The following is a 16930-nucleotide window of genomic DNA, read 5'->3' as shown; positions in this document are numbered from 1 at the left end:
GTGGACCTGACCCATCCGGACCTGAACCTGGTCCCCGGCTACAACGCGCCGGATATTTGCAAGGCTTGTAACCGGCGGTGCGGTTTTCGCGTTACGACCGGCATGAAACACCCACTCACCCTCCCGACCAAATCCCTCGCTTTCATTTTCGCCGCCTTCGCGCTGGCGCATGGCGCCATGGCGCAGGAGACGATCGACCCCGATGAAGCGCAGAAGATCGCGCAGAAGCTGGCTTCCCTGTCGACCGCGTCGAGCGAGCAGCCATTCAACGTCGATCCCGACGCCGGCAAGCCGGTGGGGATCAAGGGCGGCGATGCGGGGCTGATCATCATTCCGGACAAGCAGTTCAGCGCGGATGTCCTCGCCAATGCGGGCAAGACGGCGACACCCGTGGCGCAGTTGTGGATGCACAAAATCAGCCTCGCGAACAGTGGCGCCGCTGTCGACAAGGCCAAACTGCGCACCTTCACCGTGGGCGATGGAGACAAGGCCCGCGACGTGCAGCTCTTCCTCATCGGGGTGGTCAAGAACGGGCAAGGCGCGGCCGAACTCGTCATCTATGGCAAAGGTGCCGAGGCCATCCTGCACGCTCCCGTGACGAAACACTTCGCCGCGAAAAAGGACGTGGCCATCGATGTGTCCGCGCACAAGACCGGCGAGGACGCGGCCGCCCTGGCCCTGGATTTCTTCGGCGAATATGCCACGGAACTCGCGGTGGTGAAGGCGAACGACTGAGAAGTCGGAAATTCCCAGTTTCCTCGCGGCGACTTCGGGGCTACAACACCGCCCCTTATGAAAATCGTCGTCGCATACTCCGGTGGTCTCGATACCTCCGTCCTGCTCACCTGGCTGAAGGAAACCTATTCCGCGGAGATCGTCGCTTTTTGCGCGGATGTCGGCCAGGAAGAGGAGCTCGACGGCCTCGAGGACAAGGCGCTGCGCACCGGCGCGAGCAAGTGCTACATCGACGACCTGCGCGAGGAATTCGCCCGCGACTTCATTTTCCCGATGTTCCAGGCCGGGGCGATTTACGAGGGGCAATACTATCTCGGCACTTCGATCGCGCGTCCCTTGATTGCCAAGCGCATGGTCGATATTGCGCGCCTGGAAAAAGCGGATGCCGTCGCCCACGGGGCCACGGGGAAGGGCAACGACCAGGTGCGCTTCGAGCTCACGGCGGCGGCGCTGGCCCCGGAATTGGAAGTCATCGCCCCGTGGCGGCAGGACCGCTTTCGCGAGCAGTTCCCCGGTCGCGCGGAGATGATCGCCTACGCGGAGAAGAACCAGATTCCCGTGCTCGCCTCGGCGAAGAAGCCTTACTCGATGGATCGCAACCTCCTGCACATCAGCTTCGAGGCCGGCATCCTCGAGGATCCGTGGTTCGACGCCAGCGCGGAAAAAGCGCGCGAGATGTATGTGCTCAGCGTTTCGCCCGAGGAAGCACCCGACAAGGCGGAACACGTCGAGCTGGTTTTTGAAAAGGGCAACTGCGTGGCCGTTGGCTACCACGAGCTGGACGGGCTGCTTTCGGACCTGAAGATCAGCGACGTCAAATACGACAGCGACAATCACGCCCGGCTGAATCCGCTCCAGGTCATGCGCGTGCTCAACAAGCTTGGCGGCAAGCACGGCATCGGGCGCGTGGACCTCGTGGAGAACCGCTTTGTCGGCATGAAATCGCGCGGTGTGTATGAAACGCCCGGCGGCGCGATCCTGCACTTCGCGCACCGGCAGGTGGAATCGCTCACCATGGACCGCGAGGTCATGCACTTGCGCGACTCGCTCATCCCGCAATACGCCACCTTGGTTTACAACGGCTTCTGGTTCGCGCCCGAGCGCGAGGCCTTGCAGGCGCTCATCACCGAGTCGCAAAAGAACGTCACCGGCACCGTGCGGCTCAAGCTCTACAAGGGCAACATCATCACCGCCGGCCGCAAATCGCCGCTCAGCCTTTACAACCCCGACATCGCCACGATGGAGGCCGACCCGACCAAGGCCTACAACCAAAACGACGCGACGGGGTTCATTGCCCTGAATGCGTTGCGCTTGAAGGTCGCGGCGCGCGTCCACGCGGTGAAGTAAGCGGGCAGGGAGAGAGGTCCACGAAATACACGAAAGAGTGGTCCTTTCGCGCCTGTTGCTGGTGACGCCGTGGACGGATTTGATTTCCGGCCCAGAATGGGCTATCTCCTTCGCAGGCGGCAATGGGGCCGCGAGTCGTGACAAGGGAAAGGGCGGGAGGACAACCTGCCAAAAGGCAATTTTCGAATAGGAGATGGCGCTTGGAGGGCACCGCGCCGTCGGTGCCGGGGGAACGGCCCGCCAAGGAAGCGACGGCGCGCTTCCCTCCAGTTCCGATGCGGAAATTCAGCCGAGACAACGTGAAATTGATTCGATTCCTATGCGGTCAAGCCTCGGGGCAGGAAGCCTTGAGAGAAGCATTTCGGGGAACGCCTGTTCCACGTGGCTTCCATCTCGCAGCGATGGCTGCGAGACAGTTCCGACTCTCGCTGGCCCGCCTCTATCAGAGAAGCCTGGACCGGTTTCGACTAGTTCCGACTCTAGGAGTGCGGCGAGTGCTCGGTGCCGGCGGACTTGTGGAACAGTCGGTGAGGGCAGTGCCTCCCCTACTCGAAATCAGGGAGACCAAGCCTCCTTCCCACAGAGGGAATCAAGGCCAGTCAAGGCGGCACAAGGCGAATCAAGGCCGAAAATTTTCCGCCGCGGCCGGCGCGCCGTCCATTTTGACCGACGTGGCGTGGCACGGCGGGAAGAGCGCTCGCCAAAACAGGGGATTCGGCTCAGGCTTTTCCGGCAATGGACACCTTCTTCGGCATTCTGGCGGCGGTGGTCGCGCTGGCGTCGCTCCCCTGCGGCTACCTGCTCGCGCGCCGCTGCGTGACGAACCCGGGCGGTCGCATTTTGCTCACGCTCCTCTTCGGGCTCATCATTCTCGTGGTCGGCGTCGTCTCCGTCATCTCCGGCTGCTCGGCGATGGGCGGGCGCATGGATTTCAAGTGATGAGCTGGGGCAAACCGCGCAATGTCTGGCAGTGGTTGCTGGTGCTCACGCCCGCCGTGGAGATGATGGCGTTGCAAGCCGAGGCCGACCGGTGGGGACCCGCGCTCTTCGGTAACTCCGAAATCCCGGGACTGACTCTCGTCATTTTGAATGTGATCGTGGTCTTTGCGGTTTCACTGGCGCTCGGGGTCTCGTGGTTCTGGCATTGCCCGGATTGGGCCGAACGCTTCCTCAAGGGAGGGGCGGCGGGCGTGGCGGTGGCGGTGGTCAACATTACGATTGGCACCGTCGGCAGCCGGATCGGTTGCACTTTATTTCATAAGCAATGAACGTCCTCGTGCTCAGCGAAACCCTCCTTAAGCGCACCCAGTCGCGTTGTCCGATCTGCCATGCGGACTGCCCGGCGGAAGTGTGGAAGGTCGGCGATGCGAAGCAGCAGCGCGTGATGCTGCGGCGGCGTTGCGTGGAGCATGGCGAGGCGGAGGCGTGCATTGCGTCGGATGCCCGGTTTTACTGGCTGGCACAGGGCGAGCCGGAGAATGCGTGCTGCGGCGGGAATGCCTGTGCGGCGAGCGATGGAGCGGTGCGCGGCACGCTCGGGCGCAATGCGGCGGGCGTGGCAGAGCTGGAGAACGGAAAATCGAAAACGGAAAAGCTCAGCACCTGCCTGGCGCTGATCGAGATCGTCAACTCCTGCAATCTGGCTTGCCCAACGTGCTTTGCCGATTCGCCGCGGAGCTCGGCGGTCGATGCCGTGCCGCTCGGGGATTTGCAGCGGCGCATTCAAGGCGTGATCGATCGCAAGGGCGGCATCGAGATTCTTCAGCTTTCCGGCGGCGAGCCGACGCTGCACCCGCAGTTCTGCGAGTTGCTCGCGTGGTGCCACGCGAATCCCGGCATCGACTACGTGCTGCTCAATACCAACGGTGTGCGCCTGGCGACCGACGACGCTTTTCTCGACGCGGTGGGGAAGACGTTCTGCTACGGCAAATTCCAGCTCTACCTCCAGTTCGATGGTCCGCAGGAGAGTGGCCAGCGGAACTTGCGCGGCGCCGACCTGCGCGATGTGCGCCGCCGCGCCATCGAGCGCTGCGGCGCGCTGAACATCCCCATCACGCTGGCCATGACCGTCACGCCGGAGAACCTCGGGCATTTGTGGGCAGCCGTGGAATACGGGCTGCAATTCCCTCATGTGCGGGGCGTGGCCTTTCAGCCGGCCTTTGGCTCCGGCCGGGTTTCTGGTTTCGAGTTTAAAGTTTCTGGTTCTCCGCAGCGGGGACAACCAGAAACCAGAGCCGAGCGAAGCGAGACGCCCGTAGGTGCCGTGGAGGCAAACCAGAAACCAGAAACCACGCATCTCAACACCGCCGACATCATCCTCGCCGCTGTCGAGCAAGCCGGTGGCCGGCTGCGTTACGACGACTTCACGCCGCTCCCTTGCGGCGATCCGAATTGCGCGACCATCGGCTACCTGTTGAAAACCGGCGACGGCGCCACACGCTCGATCAGCGAGTTCATCGACTTCGCGCAGGTGCAGGGATTTCTCCGCGACAAGATCCGCTATCGGCTCGAGGACCTGCTGCAATGCGGGTGCGAGAGTGAGCCGCTCGGCGAATTGCTGAAGCAATTCGAGCTCGATGAAACGCACACCTTCCGCCTGTTCATCAAGCCCTTCATGGATGCGTGGACCTGGGACCAGGACCGCATCGACCGCTGCTGCACGCATGTGATCCGGCCTGACGGGCAGCTCGATTCCTTCTGCCGCTACTACGCCCTGCGATGAATCTGGAGCCGCCCCCACTGCCTCCCAAAAAGCCGCTGGCCCTGCCGGTGATCATGGCCTTCGTGCCTTCGGCGCTCGCGCTCCTGCTCTTCAGTTTCACGATCCCCAAGGCCCAATTGACGCAGCTCTGCATTGCCGCCGCGGTGGTCAGTGTCATTTGCTGCGCGGTGTCGTCGATCATGCTCTTCAAGCGCAACACGACGGCGGCGATCATCTTCGGCATCCTGCTCGCTCTGCTCAATCTCGCCGTGTCCGCCGGCCTCGGTTGCGCCGCGCTGCTCGTCCAGTGATCTCATGAATCCCTCCTACTATCTTCAGTTGTTCTTCCACGCTCTGTGCGAGTGGATGGTATCGTTCGGCGTGGCCTACTGGGTCGCGCAGATCTGGACGCAATCGCCGTCGCCGCTCGTAGTGCGATTGGCCAGGCATCCCCAGCGATTCTGGCTGGCGATCGCTTTCGGCATCGCACCGCCGATCTTGGGATTGCTTTTGTGGCCGGTGCTCCTGGCATCGTACCAGAGTGCGGCTGGAGTGTATTTGCGGATCCCGATTTCCTACGCGTTGGCGGTGATTTATGGCGTCCTGGTGGGGCTCGCAGCGAGTTGCTGCGCGGCGCCGGCCACTGCCGAAGAGCCATTCCGCCCGGCGCGCGCCGGCGGAGTCAGCGCGGCCTTGATCGTCGCCTCCTTTCTCTTTGGCTCGTTTGTTTTTCAGCCGCTGCTGCACATGATTACGGGGCTTGTCACGGCGGTCGCCGTCCTCGTTGTGTCGCGGTTGTGCTTGGGCGAGTCCGCCGCGACGCTTTCAGGATCAGCCAGTACGGTTCCGTCTCCCCGGCGGAGTCCGGCCATTGCGCTCGTTACCGGTTTCATCCCGTCGGCTCTCATCCTCGGGGCCATCGCCGTGGCCTCGTCGACCAATCTGGGAAAAGACGAGAGCAACGCGCTGCTGTGGATTTGCAGTATCGTGAGCGTCTTTTGCTGCTTCGGCGCCTCGATCGCGCTTTTCACGCGTAAGACGGGCGGCGCCATCGCGGGCGGGATTTTGCTGATGTTGCTCAATGCGTTCATCGCGTTTTTCTTCGGCTGCTGCGCGTCGATCAACCTCTCGAACATGCACTAAATGAAATCCACGGCGTACGGCTGGCTGATGCTCGCGGGGATTTTGGTGAGCGTGCTGTGGTGGTCGCGGCTCGCGCGGCGCGATGAGCGGCTGTTGATCATTTACTTCGCCGCGCTGATTAGTGCGTTCGTCGGCGCGAAGCTGGTCTATCTCGCGGCGGAAGGCTGGATGTTTTGGGACGACCCGCAGCGCTGGGTCATCTGGGCCACGGGCAAGACGATCCTCGGTGCGTTGTTGGGCGGCTACGTGGGTGTGGAAGTGGCAAAAAAGTTCACCGGTTACACACAAGCGACGGGCGATTGGTTCGCGTTGATCGCACCCTTCGGCATTGCGCTGGGCCGCGTGGGCTGTCTCGTGCACGGTTGCTGCCTGGGCCGGCGGTGTGCGCCGGCGTGGTGGACGATCCGTGATGGGCACGGCATCGCGCGCTGGCCCGCGGTGCCGGTGGAGATCGGCTTCAATATCGCCGCGATCCTTGTGTTTATCGGCCTTCGCCGGCGGCACCTCTTCCCCGGGCAGCACTTTCACCTCTATCTCATCGCCTACGGGATTTTTCGTATGCTGCATGAATTCCTCCGGGCCACGCCACGAGTGAGGGGTGAATTCTCCGGTTATCAAATTGCTGCATTAGCGGTTGCGGGATTGGGCATCGTGGGCTTTGTTCGCCGCCGACATGCGCAAAGCGTTTCGCAAGTTGGGTCGGCGGTCTCTTCGTTCTCGTAGCCTCATCGTCATTGTCCTGATCGTGGGATTTTTCGTCAATGTGCCCTACGCTGCGGAAGATATGCCGGATGATCTCATCGCGAAGCTGGAGGAAATCCGCAAGGAGCGCGGCCTGCCGGCGCTGGCGGTGGCGGCGATCCGGCATGGCAAACTCGTCGTCAACGTGGCGACCGGGGTGCGCAAGCTGGGTTCGGAAGATCCGGTCACGACGGACGACCAATGGCACCTCGGCTCGTGCACGAAATCGATGACCGCCACGCTCGCGGGTATGATGGTGGACGAAGGCAAGCTGGGGTGGCACACGACGATCGGCGAAGTCTTTCCCGATCTGCAGGGAGCGATGCGACCCGAGTGGCACAATGTGACGCTCGAGCAGTTGCTCACCCATCGCAGCGGCGCGCCGGATCACCCGCCGGTGGATTTGTGGGCCGAGGCGCTGGATCAAAAGGGGACGCCGACCGAGCAGCGGCTCGCGATCCTGCGCGGAACAGTCTGCCAGCCGCCCGAGGCGCCGCGCGGGAAAAAGTTCATCTATTCCAACGAGGGCTACGCGATCGCCGGGGCGATGATCGAGCGGGTGTCGGGAAGCTCTTGGGAAGACTTGATGCGGGAGCGAATTTTCGAGCCGCTGGGGATGACGTCGGCCGGCTTTGGCGCGCCCGCCACGGTTGGGAAGGTGGACCAGCCGTGGGGGCATCTTGGCGAGATCGGCGAATTACGCCCGGTGCCGCCCGGGCCGATGGCGGATAATCCTCCCGCGATCGGGCCGGCCGCCACCGTGCATGCTTCACTGGCCGATTTCGCACGCTATGCGAATTGGCACGCGGACTGGAGCCGGGCCGAGCCTCGGCTCCTGACAGAGGAGACTTTCAATCATTTGCACAAGACCGCGCCGGGGCAGGAATATGCCCTCGGCTGGCTGGTACAGGATCGCGACTGGGCGGGCGGTGAGGTTTTCTGGCACACCGGCTCCAATGCCATGTTCTACGCCGTGATGTGGGTGGCGCCGGACCGGGACGCGACCTTCGTGGCCGCAACCAATGCGGCCCATTCGGAGGCGGACGACGCGTGCAACGATGCCGTCGTGGCGCTCATCCGCCGCGTGCTCGGAAAATATTAACCGCCGAGACGCCGAGGCGCGGAGAGAGAAAAAGTCCTCTTTCCCGAAAGGAGCGCTGTTTCCTCCGCACCTCGGCGCCTCCGCGGTTTAATTCAGTACCGCGGGACGGAGGTATCGATCTCCACCGACCACGCATCGATGCCGCCGGCGAGGTTCGTTACATCGAGATAGCCGTTGCGCAGGAGATATTCCGCGGCGCGCGCCGAGCGGCCGCCGTGATGGCACTGGATGAGCAGGGGTTGCGCGCGATCGGTCAGCTTTTCCGCGGCGATGGTGGGCCACTGCGAGAGCGGCAACAACTCCGCGCCGGCAATATGCGCGGTTGCAAATTCGTCGGCCTCGCGCACATCGACGAGGCGGGGCGGAGTGGGTCCGGAAAGTCGCGCCTGCGCTTCCGCGACGGAGATTTCGGGAACGGGCACGGGGATCAATTGGTGACCGCGACCGGTGTGCCGACGCTCACGTTCTCGAAAAACTTCTGGGCCATAAAGCCCGGCATGCGGATGCAACCGTGCGAGGCTGGGTAGCCGGGCAGGAAGCCTTCGTGCATGCCTGTGCCGCCGACGATGCGCATGAAGAAAGGCATCCTGGCCCCATCGTAGCGCGCGCCCTTGGGCATCGGGTCCTTATCGCGATCGACTTCCTTCTTGAGGATGCTGCCATCGGCATTCAGGTAGTCGCCGAAGCGTGAGGACACGTGGTCTTTGTCCTTCTGGATGATGTGAAAATTGCCGGCGCCCGTGCCGAAGCCTTCGCGCCCCGTCGAGACGACCGAGATTCCGACCAGTTCGCCGCCCTTATAAAAATACGCCCGTTGTTCCCCGAGGTTGATCCGGATCGAGGGTGAGCCACTCGCATTGTCGCCATCCCAATAGGAGACGTTGTCGAAATTCGCACGCTGCTGCTGGTTCTGGCGTTTGAAGCCGCCGAGATACGCGGTGTCCTGGTGCACCCGGGCGTCATTGGCACAGCCAATCGCGAAAGCGGCAGTCAGAAGTGAGAGAACAAGGTTACGGAGCATCGGCACAGGGGTTTAAAGGCGCGCCAATAAATCGCGTGCCCCCTGAAGCGTCAAGGGGCAATGGGCGGGAACAATCCATTGCGGCCCGGAAACCGCTCTGCTATAGGTGCCGGACTTTTTTTCCAGCGGAAACCGCCCCAGCATGCCGACCTACGAATACCAGTGTGAGAAGTGCAAAAAGTCTTTTGACTACTACCAGTCCATGAAGGACCCGGTGCTCAAGAGCTGTCCCAAGGACCTGTGTCGCCAAAAGACCTGGGGCAAAGGGAAGGTCAAACGCCAGATGGGCACCGGCGCCGGGTTGATTTTCAAGGGCTCGGGATTTTACATTACCGACTACCGCAGTGAGGGTTACAAGGCATCCGCGAAAAGCGAATCCGGTGGTGGTGAAAGTAAAACAGCAGACGCGAAGACGACCGAGACGAAAAAGACGGAAACGAAGCCCGCTGCCCCTGAACCCAAGAAAGCATCGGCCAAAAAGAAGAACGATTAACCATGGCTACGAATCCTCCCGCCCCCGCTCCCACGCTGCCCTGCGAACAGTGCGGCTATGCCAATGAGCCAGAGCGCGTCTATTGCCATAATTGCGGCGCGAAACTGGACCGCTCTCTCCTGCCCAAAGCGGCGGAGAAAACGCAGGAAAACCCCGACACGGCTAAAAAACGCATCGCCAAGATGACCAACCCGAAATCCGGGACGGTCGGACGCGAGATCAAGATGTTCTTCAAGGTGGCCTTCTTCTCCGCGTTGATCGCGGCGGTCTTCCTCATCCTCCAGAAGCCCGATGACCTGCCCGAACTGAAGAAGGTGGAGTCGGAGCGCATGATCAACAGCGACATGATGGAGGCGCTCGGCTCGCCCACGCCCGCCCGCGTCTCCTTCAGCGATACTGATATCAACAACTATCTCAAGCGGGCGATCAAGACCAAGGACACCATGGTGCCGGGCGTCCAGGTGGTGCATGCCTACGTGGCCTGCCTGCCCGGTGCGTTGCGCATTTATTCGGAGCAATCCGCCTTTGGTTATCCCACTTTCTCGCGCATCGACTACAAGCTCGAGATCAAGGATGGAAAATTCGCCCCGACCATTGTCGGTGGCGCCTTCGGCAAGCTCGCCGTGGACCCGCAGCTCATGCAGTACGCGGACTACGCTTTCGGCACCCTCTGGGATTCGCTCGCCCGCGAGCACAAGCAGATGGACAAGATGCTCAGCGTCAGCGTCCAGCAGGGCCGCGTCGACCTGGTGACCAAGGGGATGAACGCCCCGCGATGAACCTCCGCGCCCCAGTGGGGTGGTTGGCGGCGCTGGCGGTGATCCTTGGCCTCCCGGCGCGGGCGGTGGATTTCCGGCAGCAGAGCGTCAGCAAGTCGAAGCAGTTCGTCATCTTCAGTTCGGATGTGCGCTTGCGACAGCGCGTGGCGAGCTATGCGGATGAACTGACCCAGGACGTCAGGGAACTGCTCGGCGGGACCGGTCTGTGGAAAATCCCCATCGTCATTACGCTCGACCCCGCGGAAATTTCCGACCCGGTCGCCCCGCCCGCGGTCCTGCGGCTGGTCGATACGGCCGGGGGACAAAAGATCGAGATCAACGTGAAGATCGGCCGCGATCCCAGTGCCGTGAATATGCAGAAAGTCATGCTGCGGGCGCTCCTGCTCGAGTATGCCTACCGGGGGATTCCCGTGGAGGGTGGCACCGCCTACGTGGAGGCGCCGTGGTGGGTGTTGGAAGGGCTCATCGAGATGGAGCGCCGCCGCGACGCCGGCATCGATAGCGATCTCTTCCGGCGCCTGGTGGAAACGAACCATCTGCCGCCGATCGAAAATTTCCTGCGCGAGAAGCCGGAGGAACTGGGTCCCACCGCACTGTCGGTGGATCGCGCCCTGGCCATGGGGCTCTTGCAGATGCTCGTGGAGCAGCCCGATGGGCACCTGAACCTCGCCCACCTCGTGCGCGACTGGCCGCAGAGCAATGGCGACCCGATGGCGCTGCTGGCCAAGGAATTTCCGGCCGTGGCCGGCAACTCGCAGACCTTGCAGAAATGGTGGACCATCAATCTCGCCCGTTATGCCGCGGCCGATCGTTTCGAGGGCCTGACCGCGGAAGAAACCGACAAGCTGCTGACGCCTCTGCTGCAGATCGAATTCGTGATCAACAAGAAGGGCGAAAAAAAGACCTTTGCGGTGAGTGACTACGCGCAGTTCATGAAGCTGCCATCCAGCCGGATCACGCTCGGCAACCGGCATGCCGAGATCATCGCACTGGGCACGCGGGGCAATGCGCTGCTGCGGCCGGTGGTGACCGACTACGAACAGATCTTCGCCTTGCTCGCCCGGGGAAAAACGCGCGGGATGCGCGAGCGATTGGCGAAAGTGGAGGAATACCGGGCGTTCGTCTTAAAACGCATGTCGGAGATCGCCGATTACTTGAACTGGTTTGAGGCCACGCAGATGAAGACCAAGAGCGGGGCTTTCGACAATTACCTCAAGACGGTGAATGAGCTTTCCGACCAGGCGCGGAAGCAAAAAGGCCCCATCGAACGCTACCTCGACGAACTCGAAAAGCAGTTTTGAGGGCGCTGCACGCGTCGCTGCTGCCTCCGCTCAGAGCTGCAATTCCTTCGACATCTTCTCCATGCACGCCGGGCAGATGCCGTGGGAGAAGTCCGTGCCCGTCTCCGCGTAGATATATTCGTCGATCTGCCGCCAGTAGTCCCGGTCGTCGCGCACGCTTTTGCAATACATGCAGATGGGCAGCAAGGTCTTCAGGCGCTTCACGTCGTTGAGCGCCGTTTCCAGGTCCTTGACCCGCTTTTCCAGGGCGCGTTCGAGCTCCACCACGCGTTGCCCCACCTTGAGGCGTGCGCGCAATTCGTCGGGGTCGAAAGGCTTGATCACATAATCGTCCGCGCCGGCGTCCAGCCCGGCGGCGATTTCGTCCTTCTGGCTCTTGGCCGTGAGCATCAGTAGGTAAATATACGGGCTATTCCGGTTCTGGCGCACGCGCCGGCAGACCTCCACGCCGTCCATCACCGGCATCATCCAGTCCAGGATGGCGAGCGAGGGCGCGTCCGGGCCCGCGAGGATCTCCGCCGCCGCCGCACCGTCCTGCGCCGTGAGTACGTCGAATCCCCAGTTCTGCAAATTGCGCTCGAGCAAGTGTCGCGAAACGTAGTGGTCCTCCGCAACGAGTATACGATTGATCGTGGAATTCATGCCTGGATTAGGAGCTATCGTCTGACAGAGATCGAATTTCACGTGAGAAATGCGTGGGTATTTTTGCCGCGCACCGGAAGAACCTGCGGAATCCTCGTTTTCCGCTTTGCTCCCGGGCGGAATTGTCGTTTCGTCGCATTCCCTGACCGATGAAAGTTTCCGATCTCCGCGGCATCTTGCAATACGTCCCGAGATTTCGGGAGCGCATCTTCGTGGTCGCGATCGACGGCGAGATCGTGGCCTCGCCGAATTTCGCGAATATCCTGCTCGACCTGGCCGTGCTGCGCTCGCTGAGCATCAAGGTCATTCTCGTGCATGGCGCCAGCATGCAGATCGCACAGCTCGCCGCGGAACGGGGCGTGTCCATTTCCAATGCGGACGGCACCGGCATTACCGATGAACCGACCCTCAAGGTGAGCCTCGAGGCGGTGACGAACGTGATGAACGAGATCATGCAGGGCCTCACCTCGGTGGACCTGCGGGCGGCCTATGGCAATGCCATCATCGCCCATCCCGCCGGCATCCTCAGCGGTGTGGACCAGCTCCATACCGGCCGTGTGGAGCGCGTGGACACCAAGTCGCTGCACCTCTTTCTCAACGAAGGCATCATCCCGCTCATCCCGCCGCTGGGCTACGATGGGGAGGGCAAGACCTTCCGCGTGAACTCCGACGGCATCGCCCTCGAAGTCGCCGAGGCGATGCAGGCCATGAAGATTTTGTTCCTGTCCGCGAGCGATGGCGTGATGGTCGACGGCGAATTGGTCGGCCAGCTTTCGATCCCGGAAGCGGAGGATTTCGTGAAAAAGAAAAAGGGCAGCGCCGACCCGGGCGTGCTCTCGAAGCTCGATCACGCCGCACGCGCCTGCCGCCTTGGAGTGGCGCGGGTGCATCTGCTCAATGGACTGAACGACGAAGCGCTGCTCAGCGAGATCTTCAGCCAGGAAGGCATCGGCACGATGGTCTACTCCAACGAGTACCAGCAGATCCGGCGCGTCTTCAAAAAGGACGTGCGGGCGATCATGACGCTCATCCGGCAATCCGTGGACAGCGAGGAGTTGGTGAAACGCACGCGCGTCGATATCGTGGCGCACCTCGAGGATTATTGGGTGCTGGAGATCGACCGGAACCTCGTCGGCTGCGTCGCGCTCCACATTTACCCGGAACAAGAACTCGCCGAGCTGGCCTGCCTCTACGTGCACAAGAACGCCGAAGGCCAGGGGTACGGGCGCAAGTTGATGGCCTTCGCCGAGCAATTGGCGGCGGAGAAGGGGATCAAACAGGTGATGGCGCTCTCCACCCGGACCTTCAATTATTTCCAGCAAAAGGGCGGCTATGCCGAAGCGACGCCCGACATCCTGCCGCCCGAGCGCCGCAAGAAGTACGACGCCAGCGCCCGGAAATCCAAGGTGATGGTCAAGACCGTGAGCGTCGTGGCGCCGCCCGAAGCTTCGCGGGGGTAGCCTCGCCATGAGCGATCCCGATTTCACTGCCGTGCCGTTGTCTTCGCCGGCGCGCCGGTCCGAGCCGCCAATCTTGCCCGGGGGCGTTCTGCTCGACGCGCCGGAAATGGGCCGCCGGAAACTTGGCCTGGCGTTCGTTGCTGGGTTGGTTGTGGGCGTGGCGGGCTGCCTCGTTCTGTATTTCATTTCATCGGTCCACCGGCTTTCCCCGTTGCCGCAGGGGGCTTCCGACCGGGTGCATGTCGGGCCTTTTGAGATCGGAAACAACAGTAACCCTGCGAGTGCCAGCGTCGTGGTGCCGGACGCCACGTTGAGCCTCCTCCCCGTTACCAGCGAGGAGCAGCGCGACGACGAGGCCATCAAACGCTTTACGCTCCACATTCCGATCAAGGCGCGGCCCGACTCCCATATCGAGGCACGCGATTTGGTCGTGCACGTTCTGTTCTACGATATCATCGGTGGTCAGAAGGTCGTCCAGACCAGCGCGAACGTGAATTCCCGTTGGGTCAATCCGCCGGCGGATTGGAAGAAAGCGGGCATTGAGGACCTGGCCGTGGAGTATCAACTCCCGAAACCGAAAGCCGGGACCACGAAGCCCGAGGCCCGGAAATACTTCGGCTACCTCGTGCGCCTTTATTATAAGGATCAGCTTCAGGCCGCCACCGCCCAACCGGAGAGGCTTCAGCGTCAATATCCCCCGTCGCCGACCCTGCCCAAGTGACGCTGGGATGGTCCTTTTGGATGGCCGCCGGGAGCACTCCATGGGGGGTGCGGCCTGTGTTATAAAAAACTCGCACCTTAAATAGGCTTAAGGCACCTTAAATCGGCGTCCCTTTCTTCACCTCGGAACCTCTTGACGCGCATCGGCCCTCGGGCGCGGTTTTCTGTTGCTGCTGCCAGTTTTCTCGCACCTTGATTGCCTTGATTTACCTTCAATCGGCTTGAATCGAGCCATGGCTGCCCCCCTTTGGGGTGGGCCGTTTCCCCCATCGTTTCCGGTGGTGTCGCTGCGCTCGACCACCGGCGATGGGCGCCGGGATGCCTCCGGCATCGGGCACGGAATTGAGCCATTTGACGAGGCGCTGGCGACGTTCGCCCGTGGCGAGGCGTTCATGGAGTTCCGGGCAGATGGCCAGCGGGAAGGGGGCGGCCTTGCCGTGGCGCGGGCAATGAGAATCGTCGGAGTTCATGTGGGGAAGTATGGCATGACCCGGCGCAAAAGGTGCATGGCCCCATTGGTTCCATTGGCTCCATTGCGGAATATTTCACGTCGGGTGCTCTTCTTCGCTGGCGGATTTTCTGCTCGCCTCGCTGGCGGAAAACGCGCCTGCTGGCGGCGCTTTGTTTATGTCCAATCCCTGGCTGCTCGACGGCCTCGTCATCCTCGCCTACTTCGCCCTGGTCATCTCCATCGGCCTGTACAAAGGGCGCGGCGAACGCTCGATGGAAGGCTTCGCGGTCGGCGACCGCAACATCCCGTGGTGGGCGGTGCTGGCTTCCATCATGGCCGCCGAGGTCAGCGCGGGCACGTTCCTCGGCACGCCCGGGGAAGGGTATGGCTTACGGAACTTTACCTACGGTCAGCTCGCCATCGGCACGATCCTCGCCCGCATCATCGTGGCCTACCTTTTCATCGCACGATTTTACGACCTGCGCGTGGTTTCGATCTACGAATTCCTCGAGGTGCGCTTCGGCCAGAGCACCAAGATCGCGTCCTCGCTGCTGTTCATCATCACGCGCGCGCTGGCCAGTGGCTCGCGCATGTTTGTCCCGGCCATCCTGCTCGTCGTCGGCTGGCAGTTGATCCGCGACGTGCATCCGAACCGCAACGAAACCTTGCTGCTCTACGTCGGCGCGGTCGGCTTTCTGGTCCTCATCACGGCGATCTACACCACCTTTGGCGGCATCAAGGCGGTGGTCTGGACCGATCTTCTGCAAGTCGTCCTCATGTTCGGCGCGATGTTCTATGCGACCTGGACGCTCTGGCATTCCGTCGGCGGCTGGGAGGCGGTGACGCGCGAGGTCAAGACCGCGCCGGTCGACGCTGAAGTGGTGCAGGCGCGCACCCAGGACATCCTGCGCGTCGCCGGCAACCAGCTCTCCGCCGCCGAGGCGCACGACAAGGCCTATGCGACGGTCGCCGCGGAATCCGCCACCACCGCCGTCACGGCCCTGGATTTCTGGGACAGCGGGATCGAGAAGGATCCGGTCAAACGCGCCGCCCTGGGATTTTGGGGCAATGTGAAGAAGGTGCTGGAGACGGAATACACCATCTTCACCGCGTTCATCGCGAGCGTCTTCGTCACCATGGCCACCCACGGCACGGACCAGGATATGGTGCAGCGCATGTTGACCGCGCCGGACATCCGGCGCAGCCGCCGCAGCCTGATCCTATCAGGGTTGGCGGATATTCCGGTGGCCTTGAGCTTCACCTTTATCGGCGTGCTGCTGTGGGTCTATTACCACCTGCCGGCGAATGCCGCGCGGCGGCCGGAAGGGGACTATTTTGTGAACTTCATCCTGCGGGAATTGCCCCCGGGCATTCGTGGGATCATGGCCGCCGGTTTGTTTGCCACGGCGATGGGTTCGCTGAGCACCGCGCTCAACGCGCTGGCCACGAGCTTCACCCGCGATTTCTACCTCGGCCTCTTCCGGCGCGAGGCCGGGCAGTACGAACAGATGGTCGCGGCGCGCTGGAGCACCGCGGGGTTCGCGGTGTTGCTCGCAGGGGTGGGGGTCGGCACCGCGTGGGTGAAACTCACCCATCCCGAGATCCGCATCATCCCGATCGTGCTCGGCTCGTTCGGCTACACCTACGGCTCGCTCCTCGGCATTTTCCTCGTGGGCATGACGACGAAGACCCGCGGCAACTGCCGCGGCAATCTCCTCGCCATGGCCGTGGGCTTCGTCGTCGTCGCCATCTTGAGCAATCTGCCCAACGACGTGGCGAAGATGTTCGGCGGGTCTCTCTACGTCCCGTCCCCGTGGATGCCGATCATCGAATTCCCCTGGCGCATTGCGTTCGGCACGGTTGTCACGTTTGCGGTAGCGCTTTGTTTTCGGACCGATTGCAACGCCGCCAAAGAGCCCGCGGCGGTCAGGTAATACGCACGCGTAGCTAACAAGATCGGCGGCCGCCCCCGGCGTTTTCGTGGTCTCGTAGAGGGTCAACTCCAAAGTCGATTTTTTCGAAAATATATTTCGGCAATTTCGGCAAATAACCTTGTCGCGATTTCGCCCCAAAATTACTCTCCAGCCGAACGGCAGGGAGGACCACCCCCACCTGTGAATAACTTGTGAACAACATACCCCTTTTTAACCAACTTCTCGCGATGCCGCTCCATTGCTTGGCTCGCGGTTCGTTCGCGCCCTCAACCCTTTGGAAACCTGTGTTCCACAAGTGTTCTGATTTTAAGATGCTGATTAGCAGTGACTTGCACTGCGCTCTCCTTTTTGCCTCCGGGA

Annotated in this window: 19 protein-coding genes; 15 read left to right on the top strand and 4 right to left on the bottom strand. The window is 62.1% G+C overall.

Annotated features, from left to right (window positions below):
- The 9 genes from ABJF10_RS10130 to ABJF10_RS10090 form a co-directional block, all read left to right on the top strand.
- Positions 1–735: hypothetical protein (locus ABJF10_RS10130; RefSeq protein ID WP_348544441.1), on the top strand; the 735-nt coding region annotated here is incomplete at its 5' end.
- A gap of 57 nt (positions 736–792) precedes the next feature.
- Positions 793–2082 (top strand): argininosuccinate synthase, encoded by a 1290-nt coding sequence (locus ABJF10_RS10125; protein ID WP_348544440.1) that lies wholly within the window; start codon positions 793–795, stop codon positions 2080–2082.
- Positions 2083–2817: 735 nt separating this feature from the next.
- Complete coding sequence (locus tag ABJF10_RS10120) at positions 2818–3021, top strand: hypothetical protein (RefSeq protein WP_348544439.1); 204 nt, start codon at positions 2818–2820, stop codon at positions 3019–3021.
- Positions 3021–3350: a hypothetical protein gene (locus tag ABJF10_RS10115; protein WP_348544438.1), complete on the top strand. Its 330-nt coding sequence runs from the start codon at positions 3021–3023 to the stop codon at positions 3348–3350. The genes ABJF10_RS10120 and ABJF10_RS10115 overlap by 1 nt, the downstream gene beginning before the upstream one ends.
- Positions 3347–4804, top strand: coding sequence for a radical SAM protein (locus ABJF10_RS10110; protein WP_348544437.1), 1458 nt, complete (start codon positions 3347–3349; stop codon positions 4802–4804). Before ABJF10_RS10115 ends, ABJF10_RS10110 begins: the two co-directional genes overlap by 4 nt.
- Complete coding sequence (locus tag ABJF10_RS10105; RefSeq protein WP_348544436.1) at positions 4801–5094, top strand: hypothetical protein; 294 nt, start codon at positions 4801–4803, stop codon at positions 5092–5094. The genes ABJF10_RS10110 and ABJF10_RS10105 overlap by 4 nt, the downstream gene beginning before the upstream one ends.
- Positions 5095–5098: 4 nt before the next feature.
- Entirely contained in the window at positions 5099–5926 is an 828-nt protein-coding gene (locus tag ABJF10_RS10100; protein WP_348544435.1) for a hypothetical protein, read from the top strand.
- Positions 5927–6649: a prolipoprotein diacylglyceryl transferase family protein gene (locus ABJF10_RS10095; RefSeq protein WP_348544434.1), complete on the top strand. Its 723-nt coding sequence runs from the start codon at positions 5927–5929 to the stop codon at positions 6647–6649.
- A 22-nt stretch (positions 6650–6671) separates the two neighbouring features.
- Positions 6672–7769, top strand: coding sequence for a serine hydrolase domain-containing protein (locus ABJF10_RS10090; protein WP_348544433.1), 1098 nt, complete (start codon positions 6672–6674; stop codon positions 7767–7769).
- Between the two features lie 92 nt (positions 7770–7861).
- On the opposite strand, the gene ABJF10_RS10085 is transcribed toward ABJF10_RS10090, so the two are convergent.
- Together ABJF10_RS10085 and ABJF10_RS10080 are read right to left on the bottom strand one after the other, a co-directional pair.
- On the bottom strand, positions 7862–8191 hold the full coding sequence (locus ABJF10_RS10085) for a rhodanese-like domain-containing protein (RefSeq protein WP_348544432.1): 330 nt from the start codon (positions 8189–8191) through the stop codon (positions 7862–7864).
- Positions 8192–8196: 5 nt separating this feature from the next.
- The gene (locus ABJF10_RS10080; protein WP_348544431.1) at positions 8197–8790 is read right to left on the bottom strand and encodes a L,D-transpeptidase family protein; all 594 of its coding nucleotides are present in this window, start codon (positions 8788–8790) and stop codon (positions 8197–8199) included.
- A gap of 142 nt (positions 8791–8932) precedes the next feature.
- Between ABJF10_RS10080 and ABJF10_RS10075 the strand changes: the two genes are divergently transcribed.
- Genes ABJF10_RS10075 through ABJF10_RS10065 form a run of 3 tightly spaced genes read left to right on the top strand, consistent with a single transcriptional unit; the run spans position 8933 to position 11363 of the window.
- A complete protein-coding gene (locus ABJF10_RS10075) occupies positions 8933–9283 on the top strand; it encodes a zinc ribbon domain-containing protein (RefSeq protein ID WP_348544430.1) in 351 nt (116 codons plus the stop codon).
- A 2-nt stretch (positions 9284–9285) separates the two neighbouring features.
- Positions 9286–10062: a zinc ribbon domain-containing protein gene (locus ABJF10_RS10070; protein WP_348544429.1), complete on the top strand. Its 777-nt coding sequence runs from the start codon at positions 9286–9288 to the stop codon at positions 10060–10062.
- Positions 10059–11363, top strand: coding sequence for a hypothetical protein (locus ABJF10_RS10065; RefSeq protein WP_348544428.1), 1305 nt, complete (start codon positions 10059–10061; stop codon positions 11361–11363). Before ABJF10_RS10070 ends, ABJF10_RS10065 begins: the two co-directional genes overlap by 4 nt.
- A 30-nt stretch (positions 11364–11393) precedes the next feature.
- Here the strand turns inward: ABJF10_RS10065 and ABJF10_RS10060 are convergent, their stop codons facing one another.
- Positions 11394–12005 (bottom strand): response regulator transcription factor, encoded by a 612-nt coding sequence (locus tag ABJF10_RS10060; protein ID WP_348544427.1) that lies wholly within the window; start codon positions 12003–12005, stop codon positions 11394–11396.
- 149 nt (positions 12006–12154) lie between these two features.
- Between ABJF10_RS10060 and argA the strand changes: the two genes are divergently transcribed.
- Complete coding sequence (gene argA, locus ABJF10_RS10055) at positions 12155–13465, top strand: amino-acid N-acetyltransferase (RefSeq protein ID WP_348544426.1); 1311 nt, start codon at positions 12155–12157, stop codon at positions 13463–13465.
- A gap of 7 nt (positions 13466–13472) precedes the next feature.
- A complete protein-coding gene (locus ABJF10_RS10050; protein ID WP_348544425.1) occupies positions 13473–14186 on the top strand; it encodes a hypothetical protein in 714 nt (237 codons plus the stop codon).
- Between the two features lie 211 nt (positions 14187–14397).
- On the opposite strand, the gene ABJF10_RS10045 is transcribed toward ABJF10_RS10050, so the two are convergent.
- Positions 14398–14655, bottom strand: a complete 258-nt coding sequence (locus ABJF10_RS10045) for a hypothetical protein (RefSeq protein WP_348544424.1) — start codon at positions 14653–14655, stop codon at positions 14398–14400.
- 157 nt (positions 14656–14812) lie between these two features.
- Between ABJF10_RS10045 and ABJF10_RS10040 the strand changes: the two genes are divergently transcribed.
- Positions 14813–16570: a sodium:proline symporter gene (locus ABJF10_RS10040; RefSeq protein ID WP_348544423.1), complete on the top strand. Its 1758-nt coding sequence runs from the start codon at positions 14813–14815 to the stop codon at positions 16568–16570.
- The last annotated feature ends 360 nt before the right edge of the window (positions 16571–16930 follow it).

The organism is Chthoniobacter sp. (assembly GCF_040003245.1).
In the GTDB taxonomy this organism is placed as follows: Bacteria; Verrucomicrobiota; Verrucomicrobiia; order Chthoniobacterales; family Chthoniobacteraceae; genus Chthoniobacter.
This window is presented reverse-complemented; position numbering and strand designations above follow the sequence as displayed.